This window comes from Staphylococcus canis, from assembly GCF_016238445.1.
Classification (GTDB): Bacteria; Bacillota; Bacilli; order Staphylococcales; family Staphylococcaceae; genus Staphylococcus; species Staphylococcus canis.
The window spans coordinates 1-16,352 of the sequence record NZ_JABANU010000036.1 but is presented as its reverse complement, the minus strand read 5'-3'; the positions used below and the strand labels follow the sequence as shown (position 1 = coordinate 16,352).

14 protein-coding genes and 2 tRNA genes are annotated in these 16,352 nt (G+C 34.5%); 12 read left to right on the top strand and 4 right to left on the bottom strand.

Annotated features, from left to right (window positions below; translation table 11 throughout):
- Nucleotides 1-4 precede the first annotated feature (4 nt).
- The 4 genes from HHH54_RS11570 (at nt 5) to HHH54_RS10370 (ending at nt 2,574) form a co-directional block, all read left to right on the top strand.
- A complete protein-coding gene (locus HHH54_RS11570; protein ID WP_432813794.1) occupies nt 5-91 on the top strand; it encodes an IS3 family transposase in 87 nt (28 codons plus the stop codon).
- A gap of 216 nt (nt 92-307) precedes the next feature.
- Complete coding sequence (locus HHH54_RS10380) at nt 308-1,090, top strand: class I SAM-dependent methyltransferase (protein ID WP_349771838.1); 783 nt, start codon at nt 308-310, stop codon at nt 1,088-1,090.
- A gap of 294 nt (nt 1,091-1,384) precedes the next feature.
- Nucleotides 1,385-1,564, top strand: a complete 180-nt coding sequence (locus tag HHH54_RS10375) for a hypothetical protein (protein ID WP_198618737.1) — start codon at nt 1,385-1,387, stop codon at nt 1,562-1,564.
- A gap of 14 nt (nt 1,565-1,578) precedes the next feature.
- Nucleotides 1,579-2,574 (top strand): S66 family peptidase, encoded by a 996-nt coding sequence (locus tag HHH54_RS10370; RefSeq protein ID WP_198618736.1) that lies wholly within the window; start codon nt 1,579-1,581, stop codon nt 2,572-2,574.
- Between the two features lie 327 nt (nt 2,575-2,901).
- Here the strand turns inward: HHH54_RS10370 and HHH54_RS10365 are convergent.
- The 3 genes from HHH54_RS10365 to HHH54_RS10355 all read right to left on the bottom strand — a co-directional run bounded on the left by HHH54_RS10365 (nt 2,902) and on the right by HHH54_RS10355 (nt 3,620).
- Nucleotides 2,902-2,990, bottom strand: a tRNA-Ser gene (locus tag HHH54_RS10365).
- Between the two features lies 1 nt (nt 2,991).
- Nucleotides 2,992-3,066: transfer RNA gene (locus HHH54_RS10360), tRNA-Asn, on the bottom strand.
- Nucleotides 3,067-3,209: 143 nt separating this feature from the next.
- Nucleotides 3,210-3,620 carry a YolD-like family protein gene (locus HHH54_RS10355; protein WP_198618735.1) on the bottom strand — a complete coding sequence of 137 codons (411 nt, stop codon included), beginning with the start codon at nt 3,618-3,620 and terminating at the stop codon, nt 3,210-3,212.
- Between the two features lie 225 nt (nt 3,621-3,845).
- Between HHH54_RS10355 and HHH54_RS10350 the strand changes: the two genes are divergently transcribed.
- Genes HHH54_RS10350 through HHH54_RS10340 form a run of 3 tightly spaced genes read left to right on the top strand, consistent with a single transcriptional unit; the run spans nt 3,846 to nt 5,835 of the window.
- A complete protein-coding gene (locus HHH54_RS10350) occupies nt 3,846-4,403 on the top strand; it encodes a GNAT family N-acetyltransferase (protein WP_198618734.1) in 558 nt (185 codons plus the stop codon).
- Nucleotides 4,404-4,417: 14 nt separating this feature from the next.
- Nucleotides 4,418-5,068, top strand: coding sequence for an ABC transporter ATP-binding protein (locus HHH54_RS10345; protein WP_198618733.1), 651 nt, complete (start codon nt 4,418-4,420; stop codon nt 5,066-5,068).
- On the top strand, nt 5,065-5,835 hold the full coding sequence (locus HHH54_RS10340; RefSeq protein WP_198618732.1) for an ABC transporter permease: 771 nt from the start codon (nt 5,065-5,067) through the stop codon (nt 5,833-5,835). Before HHH54_RS10345 ends, HHH54_RS10340 begins: the two co-directional genes overlap by 4 nt.
- A gap of 71 nt (nt 5,836-5,906) precedes the next feature.
- On the opposite strand, the gene HHH54_RS10335 is transcribed toward HHH54_RS10340, so the two are convergent.
- Nucleotides 5,907-6,845 (bottom strand): 1,4-dihydroxy-2-naphthoate polyprenyltransferase, encoded by a 939-nt coding sequence (locus HHH54_RS10335; protein WP_198618731.1) that lies wholly within the window; start codon nt 6,843-6,845, stop codon nt 5,907-5,909.
- Between the two features lie 476 nt (nt 6,846-7,321).
- Here HHH54_RS10335 and HHH54_RS10330 point away from each other — a divergent pair, with 476 nt between their 5' ends.
- From HHH54_RS10330 to HHH54_RS10310, 5 genes are all read left to right on the top strand, one after another.
- Nucleotides 7,322-8,680, top strand: a complete 1,359-nt coding sequence (locus HHH54_RS10330) for an isochorismate synthase (RefSeq protein WP_198618730.1) — start codon at nt 7,322-7,324, stop codon at nt 8,678-8,680.
- Nucleotides 8,673-10,346, top strand: coding sequence for a 2-succinyl-5-enolpyruvyl-6-hydroxy-3-cyclohexene-1-carboxylic-acid synthase (menD, locus tag HHH54_RS10325; protein ID WP_198618729.1), 1,674 nt, complete (start codon nt 8,673-8,675; stop codon nt 10,344-10,346). The genes HHH54_RS10330 and menD overlap by 8 nt, the downstream gene beginning before the upstream one ends.
- Nucleotides 10,333-11,127, top strand: coding sequence for a 2-succinyl-6-hydroxy-2,4-cyclohexadiene-1-carboxylate synthase (gene menH / locus HHH54_RS10320; protein ID WP_198618728.1), 795 nt, complete (start codon nt 10,333-10,335; stop codon nt 11,125-11,127). Before menD ends, menH begins: the two co-directional genes overlap by 14 nt.
- A gap of 12 nt (nt 11,128-11,139) precedes the next feature.
- Nucleotides 11,140-11,958 (top strand): 1,4-dihydroxy-2-naphthoyl-CoA synthase, encoded by an 819-nt coding sequence (gene menB / locus HHH54_RS10315; protein ID WP_198618727.1) that lies wholly within the window; start codon nt 11,140-11,142, stop codon nt 11,956-11,958.
- 432 nt (nt 11,959-12,390) lie between these two features.
- Nucleotides 12,391-16,352, top strand: a 3,962-nt coding sequence (locus tag HHH54_RS10310) for a Rib/alpha-like domain-containing protein (RefSeq protein ID WP_198618726.1), incomplete at its 3' end; no start/stop codon positions are given.

Sequence of the window (16,352 nt, the reverse complement as noted above, 5' to 3'; positions counted from 1 at the left end):
ATATATCAATTACTATAATAACGTAAGAAGAAAAGTAAATTTAAAAGGCAAGACTCCTGTTGAATACAGAAATCTTGCCTTAGGAAAATAGCTTAATCAAAAAGTTCAACTTTTTGGGTTCACTACAGCAACAACAAGTTGACTAACCTCTTTAATTTGAGCCACCAGTCCTATTTGACAGAGAGCCATTTTTTAGTGTAATGTGTATAAAAATAATAAAGGGGTTTTTGTGGAAAATTATAGTAAATATGTCAATTTATTATCTTACATAGAAGAAACAAACTGATGTCCGGGAGGAAAAAGGACAATAAATGAAATTTTACTTAAAACGCTATTGTTTGCAAAAAATAAAAAAATCAAAGTTCTTGAAATAGGCTCAAACACAGGCTTTACATCTATTGAGATTGCTAAAGTTATAGATGCAGAAATTGTAGGTATTGATGTTAATGAAAATGCTGTAAGACAAGCTGATTTTATCTTAAATAAAGAGTCAAATGAAGTTTCTGAAAAAGTTACGTTCCAAGTAGGAGATGCCACGAACATAGACTTTGAAGACGATTATTTTGATTTAATAATAACGGGAGGTGCTAACACTTTTATCAGAGATAGAGAACAAGCTATTAAGGAGTATAAAAGAGTACTAAAACCTAATGGATTTTTAGCTATAACAAATCTTTTTTATAATAAAAAAGTACCGGTTAAATTATTAGAAAATTTAAAAAATATATTAGGTTTTGAAATAAAACTTTGGAGAAGAGAATACTGGTTAGACCTCTTTTTATCTTCAAATATGGAATTGTATTTTTATGACGAACAAGAAATGCAATCTAGATCTGAAGAAATGTTAGAGTCTTATATAGAATATTTAATGTCGGAATATTCTAACAAAAATAATAGCAATGAAATCCCTTTAAATGAAATTAAAGAAAAATGGACTAATATCATGAGAACATTTAATGACAATCATAAATACCTTTCTTATATGATTGTCATATTGAGAAATAATACTATAAATGAACAACAAGAATTTTTTATTGGAAAAGGAACGATAGATCCTTGGAACCTAGAAGTTAATAATAAATTTTGGTAAAGGAAAGTGTAAAAAGGTTTTATTACTAAATAACATTGCAACTCATACTGAATTTCGAATTAATGAAACTGGTATATATTTGATGGAAATAGGTGCTAGAATTGGTGGAGACAAAATATCTAAATTAATGATGTACAGTTTGTTACAACACTTTAGTTATTTCAAAGAATATATAAATATAAGACTAGGTATAGAACCTTTGAAGCCTGAATTTAATACTAAATACACTGGTATAGCATTTATAAAATACCGCCTAAACTTTATGGTAAGATTTATAATGGCGTCAATTTACCAATGAATAGTATAAAATCTACTGTTTTAGAAAAGGAATTTACAATGGAAGAGGGAGACGTATTACCTAACCCAAGTAATTGGAGTAATGAAAGAATCGGTTATGTTATTTTACAAAATGCAAATTATGAAATTTTAGAAAAAGATATCAAGTATATTATAAAATATATTCTTTTAATATAAGGAGTTGATTAAAATTGGATATAAATAAATTTAATATTAATAGTACAATTGGAATTTTTTCTCCCTCTTGGCCAGCTAGTTCAACTTATCCTAGAAGGTATAAACGGGGTATAAATTTCTTAAAAGATAAAGGATTTTTCATAAAAGAAGGAAAGTTAACTTCTAAGAAGGACAATTATTTATCTGGAGATTTAAAGAATAGAATAGCTGAGTTAAATGAATTGATACAATGTTGTGACTGTATAATACCTACAATAGGTGGTTATAATTCAAATGATTTACTTCCATATATTGATTATAAAACAATTAAATTAAAAAAACCTATTATACTAGGTTTTTCTGATACAACAGCTATTGCATTAGCTATTTATGCGAAAACTAAAGTTCTTACTTTTATATCTCAAGCACTTGTTACAAGTTTTGGTGAATTTCCGCCTTTCAATGAAATAAATTATAAATACTTTCATAATTTATTAATTGATAAAGATTATAAATATATAGATTTATCCCCTCATCCATATTGGACAGAAGAGTGGTCGAATTGGGAATATTTTGATAAACCTAAAAAAACTTTATATAATAGTTGGTACTTCTTAAAAAAGGGAAATGCTACTGGAAAACTGATAGGTGGAAATTTAGACACTATATGCTCAATTATAGGAACTGAATATATGCCAAAAATTGATAATGATTGTATTCTAATATTAGAAGATTCATGTAAATCTATAGATCACATACATCGTCTTTTTTCAACTTTAAAATTGCATGGTGTTTTTGATAAAATAAACGGGTTAATTTTATCAAAATTTGAAAATATTGATTATAAATCTACGGATGTCACTGTAGAAGATATAGCAATGCTTTTTTTAAAAAACAAAGAGATACCTGTCCTTAGTAATTTTGATTGTGGCCATACACATCCATCAATATTATTACCTTTAGGTGGGACAATTTCTTTAAATTCTGAAGATAATTTATGTAGAATATATAACCCTTTTATTAACAATTAAATTTAAGACAGTATATAAAAAATCCAGATAAAACTATAAACTTATTTTGGTTTTTTATTCGACTCCATCTTTAATTATATCTTCAATTTAAAGACAGTCCTTTGTTCACATAATCGATGATTATCAGAAGTTATTTAAGATAAGGAGCTGGGATATAAATACAGCTCCAAAAGAACCCCGCTGAATTTCCAAATTGGATTTTAGCGGGGCTTTTTATGGCTCTTCACCAACCGACGTTGACAAAGAGCCAAAATAAAAAGAACGCCGTCGTAACAGCGTTCTTATCAGTTTAAAGAAAACAAATATTAACTATTGTTCCCTATATAGCGGAAACGGAGGGATTCGAACCCTCGCGCCGCTCTCGCGACCTACACCCTTAGCAGGGGCGCCTCTTCAGCCAACTTGAGTACGTTTCCATGGCTCCACAGGTAGGATTCGAACCTACGACCGATCGGTTAACAGCCGATAGCTCTACCACTGAGCTACTGTGGAATAGCTATTTATTTCTTTAGCACAAATATTATTATAGCAATCTCAACAGAAAAATCAAGAGAAATTAAAAAAAAGATAACAGAACATTTACACGATATAAATAAAAATGCTGCTATCTTTACGTATTGTATTACAAATGTAGACTACTCGACTTGATAAAGTTCGGTTAAATCAATCGTAAGTCGATCTGTACGTCGCGCATTAGTTAATATTAATGTGTGGTTTATTGGATCTACCTTTGAAATATAACCTTGAATTTTATGGATGTGTCCATTACGCCAATAATGAATTGTAGTGAATTCATTACGAGCCAACTTGATATGCAAAATATAATTAATGTCTTGCATTTGTGCCTCACTGAGTGTCGGTTTTTCGATTTTAAGTTGATTTTTTTCAAATTGTTTAATAGCTTCAAATTGTTCGGGGAGCGTCGCAAATGGTGCCCATTTGACAATACCACGTCCGTTAGGAATACGTGGATTAAGATATTGTCGTGGAATTTTACGATAATCTGTTTCATATTTATACGGGTCTGGAGCATCTGGATTAATCATGATAACATCACCTCGATTCCATAATAGAACATATGTTCTATTATCGCAACCAGTATTTAATAAATTATAGAAAATAATGAGGCTTATAACATGATATATGGCCAATTTTTTCAAGGATTAATCTTTAAAATATTAACTATTAAAAAGAACGCATGTTCTCTGTAGTTTAAATCTATTTAGACATAAGCTACAATGGAGTTATGTATCAATAAAAAGGAGAATATCATGATTAGAAAAGCAAATACTGAAGACCGCTTCGAAATTGCAGAACTTACATATATGATATGGCAAGATATGGGACTTGAAATTGTACAAAAGAACGATAAAAGTCAGGTCATCAATGCTATTGAAAGAAGTCAAATCGATGTTCATTATCGTAACCACCTTAGTCATATATGGGTTTATGAAAAAAATCAACGCGTAGCAGGAATGATTGTCGTTTATTATGGTGATAAAGAATACGAATACGAGCAACAATGGCGTCATTTAGAATTGGAAGACAGTATGGTTTTACAAGAAGAAACACCACTCCCAATTATGGAGGCGAATAAAGGAGATATGTATATTGAATCTGTAGCGACATTTCCAGAATTTCGCGGGCAAGGTATAGCAACAGAGTTAATGCAACATATACTAAAGTCAGATCATCCAACAAAATGGGGCCTTAACTGTGATGTTGAGAATCAAAAAGCATTTGCACTGTATCAAAAGTTAGGTTTTACAGTTCAAGAGTCTAAAATGCTGTACGGTCATGAGTATTACTATATGATCTATCATAATTAGGAGGAATGATGTTTATGCTTGAACTACGAGATGTGAGTTATAGCATTGATAATAGACGTATTTTAGATGGCATCAATATGTCTATAGAAAAAGGAGAGGCAATTGCCGTTGTAGGTCCCTCAGGTAGCGGTAAAAGTACATTACTTCGTGTGATTGCTGATCTCATTAGTCCTACAGAAGGTGAGATTAGTTATAAAGGACATCTGTATCAAGAGTATTCACCTGAAAAATTAAGACAGCGTATTAGTTATCTCCCTCAAAGTGTTGAATTGTTTGGAGATACTGTTGAAGATAATTTAGCATTTCCAGCGCGAACACGAGGTGAAGACTTTAATTCCAAAAGAGCTAAACAATTATTGAAACAGATGGGTCTCAATAAGTATAAACTCTCTGATTATATACAATATATGTCTGGTGGAGAACAACAACGGATTACTATTGCGAGACAGTTAATGTATATACCCGAAGTGTTACTTCTGGATGAAGCGACAAGTGCTTTAGATGCTAAAAATAGTGATGCGATTGAAGATCTTATTTTCGAAATGGCTCAAAATGGGACAACGGTTTTATGGATTACACATAATCAAAATCAAAGCAAAAGCAGATTTAATCGAAAGATCATAATAAAAAATGGCCAAGTAGACGAGGAGGTGCGTCTATCATGATGAGTACGACGTCATTGCTGTTGACCTCGTTATTATTACTTATTCCAATTTTTGTATCTTTTAAAGAACGATTACATATTGCTAAAGATTTAATTATCGCTGCGATTCGAGCGGTAATCCAATTAGTTATTATCGGTTATCTATTAGAGTTTGTATTTAAGCTAGAAGAAGTGTGGATTGTACTTGCATTGATTGTTGTTATTATGATTAATGCTGCACTTAATACAAGACGTAGAGCTTCTCCAATTATGAAAAATGTATTTTTAGTTTCTTTTGCAGGTATTGCGACAGGGGCTATATTATCACTAGGTGGAGTTTTACTCACGGGAGCTATAAGTTTCAAACCTAATGAAATCATACCGATAGCTGGTATGGTTGGGAGTAATGGTATGATTGCGATTAACTTAAGTTACCAAAATTTAAATCGCATCTTTACGAAAGAAACAGATTCAATTGAAGCAAAGTTATCGTTAGGAGCAACACCATCGCTAGCTGCTAAAGATGCGATTCGAGAAAGTATAAAAGTTGCGATTGTACCAACGATTGATTCAGTTAAAACATATGGATTAGTCTCTATACCTGGAATGATGACAGGACTAATTATTGCAGGAGTGCCACCATTACAAGCGATTAAATTCCAATTAATGGTAGTTTTCATTCATACAACAGCTACGATTATTTCTGCGCTTGTTGCAACGTACTTAAGTTATAAACAATTTTTTAATCATCGTCATCAGTTAATTCAAGTTAATCGAGACGAAGAGTAATAAAGGTATATCCAAAAAATAAGACACAGATAAGCTTAGAGTAATGAACAACGCTTATCTGTGTCTCTTTTTTAGATACCACCTAGTAATGCACTGATATAAATACCTAGTGCATATAGTAATCCAAATATTGTATTTGTTTTGCCTGAAGCTGCCATAGCAGGCATCATTGTTTGAGGCGTATCTGCACGTTTAAATCGACGATATACTTTAATTGGTAAAGGAAAACTAAATAGAACTAATAAATAAAATAGAGAACCGCCATCTTTAAATAAAGCTGTATAGATTACAAATAAATAGGCAAAAGCGTAACATGCAAGTAAGAAGATTAAAGATCCTTTTTTACCTAATAAAATCGGAAGTGTCAATCTACCACTTTGTTTATCTTTCACACGGTCCCTAATATTATTTGCCATATTAATTAAACCGATTGTAATAACAATCGGAATACTAATCCATACTGCATAGCCTTGAAGATTACCTGTTTGAATAAAAAATGCGATTAAAATAATAATCATTCCCATAAAAATACCTGAGAACAGTTCACCAAAAGGCGTCCAAGAAATTGGGAAAGGACCACCTGTATAAAGATAGCCTACCGCCATACATACAAGGCCAACTGGAATGAGCCAAAATGATGTTTTGATGGCTAAAATCAATCCTAATAAGGCTGCGATAACATAAAATGCAATTGCCAAGTTCAATACAGATTTTGGTGTCATACCGTTACGTACTATTGCACCGCCAATGCCGACTGATTCATGATCGTCTAACCCTTTTTTAAAGTCATAATATTCATTAAACATATTAGTTGCACCTTGAATCAATAGACAGGCTAACAACATAACAAGAAATAAAAATAGACTTAAACGATCTTCGCTACCAAGTAAAAATAGCTTAGCTGTCGCTGTACCGACTAGAACAGGCACGACAGAAGCAGTCAGAGTGTGAGGACGCATTAATGCCCAATACTTATGGAAGGCAGAATGTTGTTTGAATTGTTTCATCATATATAACTTAACTCCTGTTTTATAAATTTTTACCATGATTATTGTATGAAACTTTGAAAAATAAAGCAATAAACCTCTTACCAAAATGCGTGCATTTTACAATATCATATATAAATTGGATGAATAAAAGGTTATCAGGGGGCGAGGCAGTCTCAAAGTACAAGGTTTATTCATAAAAGTACAATCAAAGACTCACACAACCAACCAGAAAAATGTTAAAATAACTTAATGGAGTGAAGTGCCCTTGAAAACTTAAGGATTATAAATCTATGCATATAAAGGTCGCTATGTCGACTTAGGGCGATAATTAAATGTCTAAAAAAGATTGGGATCAATAAACGATTTATCTGAGCAATGGTTTATTGTGTCTCAGTTTCTCTACTCTGATAGATAAGATTAAAATGTGTGGTCTTTTATCCAATGTTTAGAGTAGATGAAGGTCTGGATATGATTATGATGAAAGAAGTGAGAAATAGATGACTGTTGACGTAGGTGAACAGGCAATCGCAGAAGCGGTAAGTCAAACAAAGTTGCAGTGGGTTTCAATAGACGTCAAGTTAAAACGTCAACTTGATCCTATAACTTTATTTGAATTCACAAAAAAAGATGCTGGTAATCGCTTTTATTTTCAACTGAACGATAGTGAGACTTCTTTTTTTGGATGCCGTGTTGCAATGGAATTGAAAAATGATTTTAAGAATAAGCGATCAATTTTTAAAGAATGGGAAAAGATTAAACAAAAAATCGCGTTAATTCATCCTGATTCTGAACGCCATCATTTACGTATTTGTGGAGGGTTTCAATTTTCTGCAAAACGTATGGGAGATGAATGGCGTCGATTTGGTATGAATCATTTTGTCCTGCCTGAAATATTAATATCCCAAATCGGTGGAGAAACATTTCTAACGTATACGGTACCTAAATCGGAATTTTCAATAGATGATTTGAATCATTATATAAATCAATTTAATACATTACAACCTTATCACTTAAGCGAGAATACAGTACCGCCTATTAAACGTATAGAAGATATTTATCAAGACGAGTGGAAAGCATTAGTAGATGAGACAATTCAACAATTAAAACATGACGAGAAGGTTGTATTGTCAAGAAGACGTATGGTGCAATTTGAGCAAGCGATTAATATATCTAACATTTTGAACAGGGCATTGCAAAATGAAAAGAATAGTTATCTTTTCGTTCTCGAATCTGGTGAGGATACATTTGTGTCTCAAACTCCAGAGCAATTATTTAGAGTTGAAAATGGCAACTTATATACAAAAGCTGTAGCAGGTACAATACGTCGTACTCATGATAAAGAGAAAGACGAAGCGCATTTAAAAGCCTTTTTAAATGATGAGAAAAACCGTGTGGAACATCAAATCGTTGTTGAAAGTATTTTAGAAGATATTCAACCCTTTGTAGCGAATGCTGAGTATGACCATACGCCAAAAATTCTTAAAAACGATCATTTGTATCATTTATTTACGGAAATTGGCGGTCCTTTATCTCAACCGTCTTATATTGAACTGATCGATCAGTTACATCCAACACCAGCACTTGGCGGATATCCTAAAGATAAAGCAATGGCGTATATTGAAGCACACGAGTTTGGTGCAAGAGGATTATACGGTGCACCAGTTGGGACGATAGACATTTATGATGATAGTGAATTTATCGTTGCTATTCGTTCTATGCTTATGAATCAAAAGCAAGCATTATTATTCGCAGGAGCTGGCATTGTTAAAGATTCAAATGCACAAGAAGAATTAGAAGAAACAGCGTTAAAATTTAGTCCAATGATGGACGCACTCGGGGTGAAAAATAATGACTAATGCACAACATAATTTAACAAAACAAGTCTTTCATTTTGTATCAGAATTGTATGCTTATGGATTACGAGAGGTTGTCATTAGTCCAGGTTCACGATCAACACCTTTAGCCATAGCATTTGAATGTCATCCACATATTAAAACATGGATACATCCCGATGAAAGAAGTGCTGCATTTTTCGCGTTAGGATTAATTAAGGGTAGTGAGAAACCTGTCGCTATCCTTTGTACTTCAGGTACTGCTGCAGCAAATTATGTACCTGCTGTTGCTGAGAGTGATATTAGTCGATTACCACTGATTGTGCTAACAAGTGACCGACCACATGAGCTTCGACAAATTGGTGCACCTCAAGCCATCAATCAAACAAATATGTTTCAGAACTATGTGCGTTTCCAATTCGATTTACCAATTGCAGATCAAACAGACTTTACCGTTGAAACGACAACTTATCAACTGCAAAAAGCGAGCCAGTATTTTGAGGGGGTACATAGAGGGCCGATACATTTTAATATGCCGTTTCGAGAGCCTTTAACACCAGATATGTCCCAAACAGAATGGTTAACATCAGAAACGTATCATATAGCACAGTATCAAAAAACTGCAGATGTATCGTCGATAGAATCGCTACTTAGTAGAAAAAAAGGATTAATTATTGTAGGTGATATGCAACACCAAAACCTTTCACAACTATTGACATTTTCAGCAGTGTATGACTTACCAATTTTAGCTGATCCGCTTAATAGTATGAGACGAACACATCACCCAAATGTGATTGCGACCTATGACTTGCTATTTCGTTCAGGATTAGAAGTTGAAGTTGATTTTATCATAAGAGTAGGTAAGCCTGTTATTTCTAAAAAATTAAATCAATGGCTAAAAAAAGTAAAAGCTCCTCAAATTTTGGTGCAAAACAGTATTAATATAGATGCATTTCCTAAAAAACCAGATTACTTTTTTGAAATGTCAGCGAATGACTTTTTTAGAAGTTTAGACCACATTGCGATGACTGAGCGTAAAACTTGGTTAAAGTACTGGCAAACAATGGAGCAACAAGCACGTCAAGAAATTGAAATACACCAAAAAACGGTGAGTGATGAATCAGCATATATTAGTCGATTATTAGATAAACTAGGTGCTGATGACCATGTGTTTGTAAGTAATAGTATGCCGATACGTGATATTGATAATTTGTATTTCAATAATGAAGCGCATATCTATGCCAATCGAGGCGCTAATGGCATTGATGGTGTAATTTCAACAGCGCTTGGAATGGCTGTGCATCGTAAAGTGACTTTACTTATTGGAGATCTTGCGTTTTACCATGATATGAATGGCCTATTAATGGCAAAGTTAAATGATATTCATATGAATATTGTTTTACTTAATAACGATGGCGGGGGTATATTTTCATACTTACCACAAAAAGAAAGTGCAAATGAAGTTTTTGAAAAGTTATTTGGCACACCAACAGGACTCAATTTTGAACATGCGGCGTTATTGTATGATTTTAATTTTAAACGTTTCACTGACATTAATACGTTTGAATATACAGAGTTATCATTGATGTCATCTACATTATTTGAAATCATGACAAATCGAGAAGAAAATTATCAAGCGCATCAAAAACTATATCAAAAGCTAGGGGAAATTGTGAATGTTGCATTATAGATTACATTCAGCACAACAAAAGACTGATAAATTACTTGTCATGTTACATGGGTTCATCAGTGATCATCGCACGTATGAGGCACATTTAAATCGTTTAACTGAATGGGCTAATGTGTTAGTTGTAGACTTACCAGGTCATGGCCAAGATGATTCGCCGATAAGTGTGACTTGGGATTTTGACTGGATTATAGGCCAGTTAGATGAGGTTTTAAGTCGCTATTCTGAATATCGTATATATTTACAAGGTTATTCGATGGGTGCGCGTGTAGCGCTCTATTATGCATTAGAACACCAAGATAGCATAACAGCACTAATTTTAGAAAGTGGTAGTCCAGGTATCCGTGAAACTGAACAACGAGAAGAGAGAGTTAAAGTGGACAATGCGAGAGCGCGTGTACTTGAGCTAGTTGGTATTAAAGTTTTTGTAAATGACTGGGAAAAGTTGCCATTATTTAAAACACAATATGACTTGCCTGAGAAGGTTCGACATACGATTCGAGAACAACGAATGTCTCAAAACCCTCAAAGGTTAGCAAAAGCACTGAAAGATTATGGCACAGGTCAGATGCCGAACCTATGGCCTAAATTGAAATCATTATCAGTACCTGTTTCTATTATTGTAGGAACTTTAGATGAAAAATTTGTAAATATTGGTAGAGATATGATTTCGGAATTACCTAACGGTTTTTTAAATGAGGTATCGAATGTTGGTCATACAGTTCATGTGGAAGATACAGCTAAATTTGATACAATAATAAAGGATGTTTTACTAGTTAATTAGAGGAGGAAAACCATGACAAGACAATGGGAAACACTTAAAGAATATAAAGAAATTAAATATGAATATTTTGAAGGAATTGCTAAAGTAACAATTAATCGTCCTGAAGTACATAACGCATTCACACCAAACACTGTTCAAGAAATGATTGATGCTTTTTCAAGAGCACGAGATGATGAACGTATAGGTGTTATCATTTTAACAGGAGAAGGAGATAAAGCATTTTGTTCAGGTGGTGACCAAAAAGTACGTGGTCATGGCGGTTATGTTGGGGATGACCAAATTCCACGCTTGAACGTATTAGATTTACAACGACTAATTCGTGTTATTCCTAAACCAGTCATTGCAATGGTAAAAGGTTACGCTATTGGTGGCGGTAACGTATTACAAGTTGTGTGTGACTTAACTATTGCAGCGGATAATGCACGCTTTGGTCAAACTGGACCGAAAGTGGGCTCATTTGATGCAGGATATGGTTCTGGCTACTTAGCGCGTATTGTAGGTCATAAAAAGGCACGTGAGATTTGGTACTTATCTCGCCAATACGATGCACAACAAGCATTAGATATGGGATTAGTAAATACTGTAGTACCTTTAGACCAAGTTGAAGATGAAACTGTGAAATGGAGTAAAGAAATTTTACAACATTCTCCAACAGCGTTAAGATTCTTAAAAGCAGCTATGAACGCAGATACAGATGGGCTTGCTGGATTACAGCAATTTGCTGGAGATGCAACATTATTGTATTACACTACAGACGAAGCGAAAGAAGGACGTGACGCTTTTAAAGAAAAACGTTCACCTAACTTCGATCAATTCCCTAAATTCCCATAAAGTATGATAAAAGACTAAAAGATAAACTGGTAATATATGAAAGTAAGTAAAGACAGAGCAAAAGTGATGGTCACTTAATCTCTGTCTTTTTTTATTTAATGGTATTTTTAATATATCTCTTAATAATAAAAAATATCATTCTAAGGGAAATTTGAAATTGTATTATCTTACTATAAAGAGAGATTTAGTTATAAAGTTAAATGAATTGTGCATATGACTAAAAAAACAAGTCGTTAAAACAAAATATAAAATTTTAATATTTTGTATCAAACACGCTATGTCAATGATTTTAGAGTATTGCTATTGTTATTGTTAAATAATCTGGTTTATTTTGATTTTATAGAAAAATCTAAAACATATATTATTCAGTCGATTGATGATAGAGTTTGAATTGTACTCTATATTTAAGGAGTAGTAAATGGAGGGATATGGATGAAAAATAACCAGAAATCAAAAAAAGGTAGAATTGATTTCTTACCGAATCGAGCGAATAAGTACTCAATTCGACGTTTTACGGTTGGAACTGCATCTATTTTAATAGGTGCTACGTTGATTTTTGGCGCTGGACAAGATGCTAGAGCAGCTGAAGATACGACTTCATCAACTGAAACATCAACAACTAATAGTAACGAAACTAGTTCTACAACACCATCAACAGAAGAAGCAACTACAGAACAAGTAACACAAGAAGCACCATCAACAGAAGAAGCGACTACAGAACAAGCGACACAAGAAACACCATCAACAGAAGAAGCGACTACAGAGCAAGCGACACAAGAAGCACCATCAACAGAAGAAGCAACTACAGAGCAAGCGACACAAGAAACACCATCAACAGAAGAAGCGACTACAGAACAAGCGACACAAGAAACACCATCAACAGAAGAAGCGACTACAGAACAAGCGACACAAGAAGCACCATCAACAGAAGAAGCAACTACAGAACAAGCGACACAAGAAACACCATCAACAGAAGAAGCGACTACAGAGCAAGCGACACAAGAAACACCATCAACAGAAGAAGCAACTACAGAACAAGCGACACAAGAAGCACCATCAACAGAAGAAGCGACTACAGAACAACCAACTACTCAACAAGAAACATCACCTCAACCTTCAGTAGATAGCACTCAACCAGATACATTTACTACAAACTATGACAAGTTAGATACTCCAGAAAGTAAAGCAACATATACAAAAGATTATTTAGCAAACAATACATCATTATCATCTGATGAGATTGATGCAAAAATTGCTGACTTAGGATTAGATTTCAATACAGCAACTTCACAAGATATTTACGCTGCTTTATTACAAGACTTTGCAAATCAACAAGATAGTTTATCACCAGAAGCAACAGTTGCTTTAAGATCATCTGCATTAACAGATAACGATTCAATTTCATTATTTGCTGCGACACCTGTAGCTGCAGATGCAACAACATCTACAGATCAAATTATTGATGCAGATGCGCTTGCAAATGGTTATATTGCTTCACAAACAGATGCGACAAATGCTGCTAATACATTATCAGGTCGTGCTTGGGAAGTAGATAAAGGTACACCTGCAACATTCGCTAACGGTTTAACACCAGTTCCTGAAGGTACACCAGTTTACATGCAATGGATTGATAAAGATGGTGCAGTATCACCTGTTTATCGCGCACATACAACTAATCAATTATCAAGTCTTGATGGTAGTCAAGTAGGTCCAGGTGCTTACGCATTTGATTTACGTGAACCATGGATTGATAGTAATGGCAATGAACATACTTATAGTGCAGAAGGCGGTCAATACTATAAATTATGGATCCAAGATTACCAAAATGATGCGGGTAACACGATGTCGATGTTCCGTCAAGCAGGTGGATTCTTCCCAGGTTCTTACGTGAACTCAGTTACAGGTTCGAACTTAGGACAATTCCCATTAATTGGTACAAACATGCAACGTACAGGTATTTACATGTATGAGCATCCAAGCGATGGTTATATGACAAAAGATCAAACACAATGGGTGAATGATACAGAAGGCCCATTATCAGCACCAGCAGTAAGTTTAAATGCGCGTAATAGTATTTCTGGTAAAGTATGGCTAGAAACAGGTGCTGGAGACTATGCAAACTCAGCTACAGGACCTAATGACAATATTAATGACCCTCAAGCAGCTGGATACAAAGTTGTCTTTTCTTCATTAACTGATGAAGGAGCGGCTGTTTACGAGGCACAAGTTAACTCATTACCTGAGTCTGAAAGAGATAAAGCAGCTAAAGATTTACTTACAGCACATCCTGAATATATTTCAGCTACAGTAACTGGAACAACTGATGATAATGGACGATACACAGTTCGTTTCCCAGATGGTACTTTAAATGATAGATATTTATATGGATATGTTATGGATCCAAATGGAAATACTGTACAAACATACTCAGCATTTACAACACCTGAGTTCAGAGCACCAAATAGTAACCTTTCTTGGGTACCACAAACTGCACCAGCACAAAACCTTGTTCAGAACCCAATGTGGTATAACGTGAACTTTGCAGTAGTACCACAAACAGAATTAGGATTAGATGTATTAGACTATAATACAACAGACAACCCAGCAACACCTGATGTTACAGAAGTAAAAGTTGACTTAATCGGTTCAACAATTTCACCTTTACCAATGAAAGTTGAGTGGACTAATGGAAATGGCGATGTTGTTAAAACTGTAGATGTTACTGACATTCCAACAGCAGAACAAGCATCAACATTAGTATTTGCTGATTTACCAACGCCACCAAAAGATGGAGAAGTATTCACTGCACGTTTATATGAAGGTGGAAATGTTATCGATGCGGATTCATTTATTTATAAAGTTACAGACGCATCAAAATATGAACCTCAAGCAAACCCAGTTGAAAATAATTATGGTACACCAACAACAGCAGACCAAGTGACAGGAGCAGTAACGGTACCAGATTATCCAACAGATCAACAACCACCAACAATATCTGTAGATGATCCGACAACATTACCAGATGGTAATACACCAGGAACAGTAGATGTGCCGGTAACGGTAACATATCCAGATGGAACTCAAGATCATATTACAGTACCTGTAACAACAGGTAACCCAGATAGCACAACATATGAACCAACAACAGATCCAGTGAATAATGATTACGGTACGCCAACAACAGCAGATCAAGTAACAGGAGCAGTAACAGTACCAAATTATCCAACGGATCAAGAACAACCAACAGTAACAATTGACGATCCATCAACATTACCAGATGGTAATACACCAGGAACAGTGGATGTACCAGTAACAATCACATATCCAGATGGAAGTCAAGACCACACAACAGTAACAGTAACAACAGGCAACCCAATTAGCGATATGTATGAGCCAACAACAGAACCAATTGAAAAAGATCTTGGTACACCAACAACTGCTGATGAAGTAACAGGAGCAGTAACAATACCAAATTATCCAACGGATCAAGAACAACCAACAATTACAATTGATGATCCATCATTAATTCCAGATGGTTCAACACCAGGAACAGTGGATGTACCGGTAACAATCACGTATCCAGATGGAAGTCAAGACCACACAACAGTAACAGTAACAACAGGTAATCCAATTAGTGATATGTATGAACCAACAACAGATCCAGTAAATAATGATTATGGTACACCAACAACAGAAGACCAAGTAATTGGAGCTGTAAAAGTACCAAATTATCCAGCGAATCAAGAACAACCAACAGTAACAATTGATGATCCATCAACATTACCAGATGGTAATACACCAGGAACAGTGGAAGTGCCAGTAACAATCACATATCCAGACGGAAGTCAAGATCATACAACAGTTACTGTAACTACTGGTGAAAAAGCACAAGTTGATTTACCAGCACCTACAGTAGATCCAATCAAAGATAATGATACAACTGTAACAGGTCACGATGGTACACCAGGTAACACAATTGTTATTACTTGGCCAAATGGTTCAACTACTGAAACAACAGTTGACCAAGACGGTAACTGGACAGTAGATGTACCAAATGGTACAGACTTAAATGAAGGAGACGTTATCACAGCTATCGAAAAAGATAAAGATGGTAATGTTTCAGGTACAACAACGGTAACAGTAGGCGGCAACGATCAAGGACAAGTTGATTTACCAGCACCTACAGTAGATCCAATCAAAGATAACGATACAACTGTAACAGGTCATGGTGGTACACCAGGCAATACAATTGTAATCACATGGCCAGATGGTTCAACTACTGAAACAACAGTTGACCAAGACGGTAACTGGACAGTAGATGTACCAAATGGTACAGACTTAAATGAAGGAGACGTTATCACAGCTATCGAAAAAGATAAAGATGGTAATGTTTC

What these genes read in the sequence shown, in the direction of transcription:
- HHH54_RS10345 (WP_198618733.1), top strand. Translation starts at nt 4,418, where the DNA reads ATGCTTGAACTACGAGATGTGAGTTATAGCATTGATAATAGACGTATT.
- HHH54_RS10335 (WP_198618731.1), bottom strand. Translation starts at nt 6,845, where the DNA reads ATGATGAAACAATTCAAACAACATTCTGCCTTCCATAAGTATTGGGCA.
- HHH54_RS10330 (WP_198618730.1), top strand. Translation starts at nt 7,322, where the DNA reads ATGACTGTTGACGTAGGTGAACAGGCAATCGCAGAAGCGGTAAGTCAA.
- menD (WP_198618729.1), top strand. Translation starts at nt 8,673, where the DNA reads ATGACTAATGCACAACATAATTTAACAAAACAAGTCTTTCATTTTGTA.
- menH (WP_198618728.1), top strand. Translation starts at nt 10,333, where the DNA reads ATGTTGCATTATAGATTACATTCAGCACAACAAAAGACTGATAAATTA.
- HHH54_RS10350 (WP_198618734.1), top strand. Translation starts at nt 3,846, where the DNA reads ATGATTAGAAAAGCAAATACTGAAGACCGCTTCGAAATTGCAGAACTT.
- HHH54_RS10355 (WP_198618735.1), bottom strand. Translation starts at nt 3,620, where the DNA reads ATGATTAATCCAGATGCTCCAGACCCGTATAAATATGAAACAGATTAT.
- HHH54_RS10340 (WP_198618732.1), top strand. Translation starts at nt 5,065, where the DNA reads ATGATGAGTACGACGTCATTGCTGTTGACCTCGTTATTATTACTTATT.
- menB (WP_198618727.1), top strand. Translation starts at nt 11,140, where the DNA reads ATGACAAGACAATGGGAAACACTTAAAGAATATAAAGAAATTAAATAT.
- HHH54_RS10375 (WP_198618737.1), top strand. Translation starts at nt 1,385, where the DNA reads ATGAATAGTATAAAATCTACTGTTTTAGAAAAGGAATTTACAATGGAA.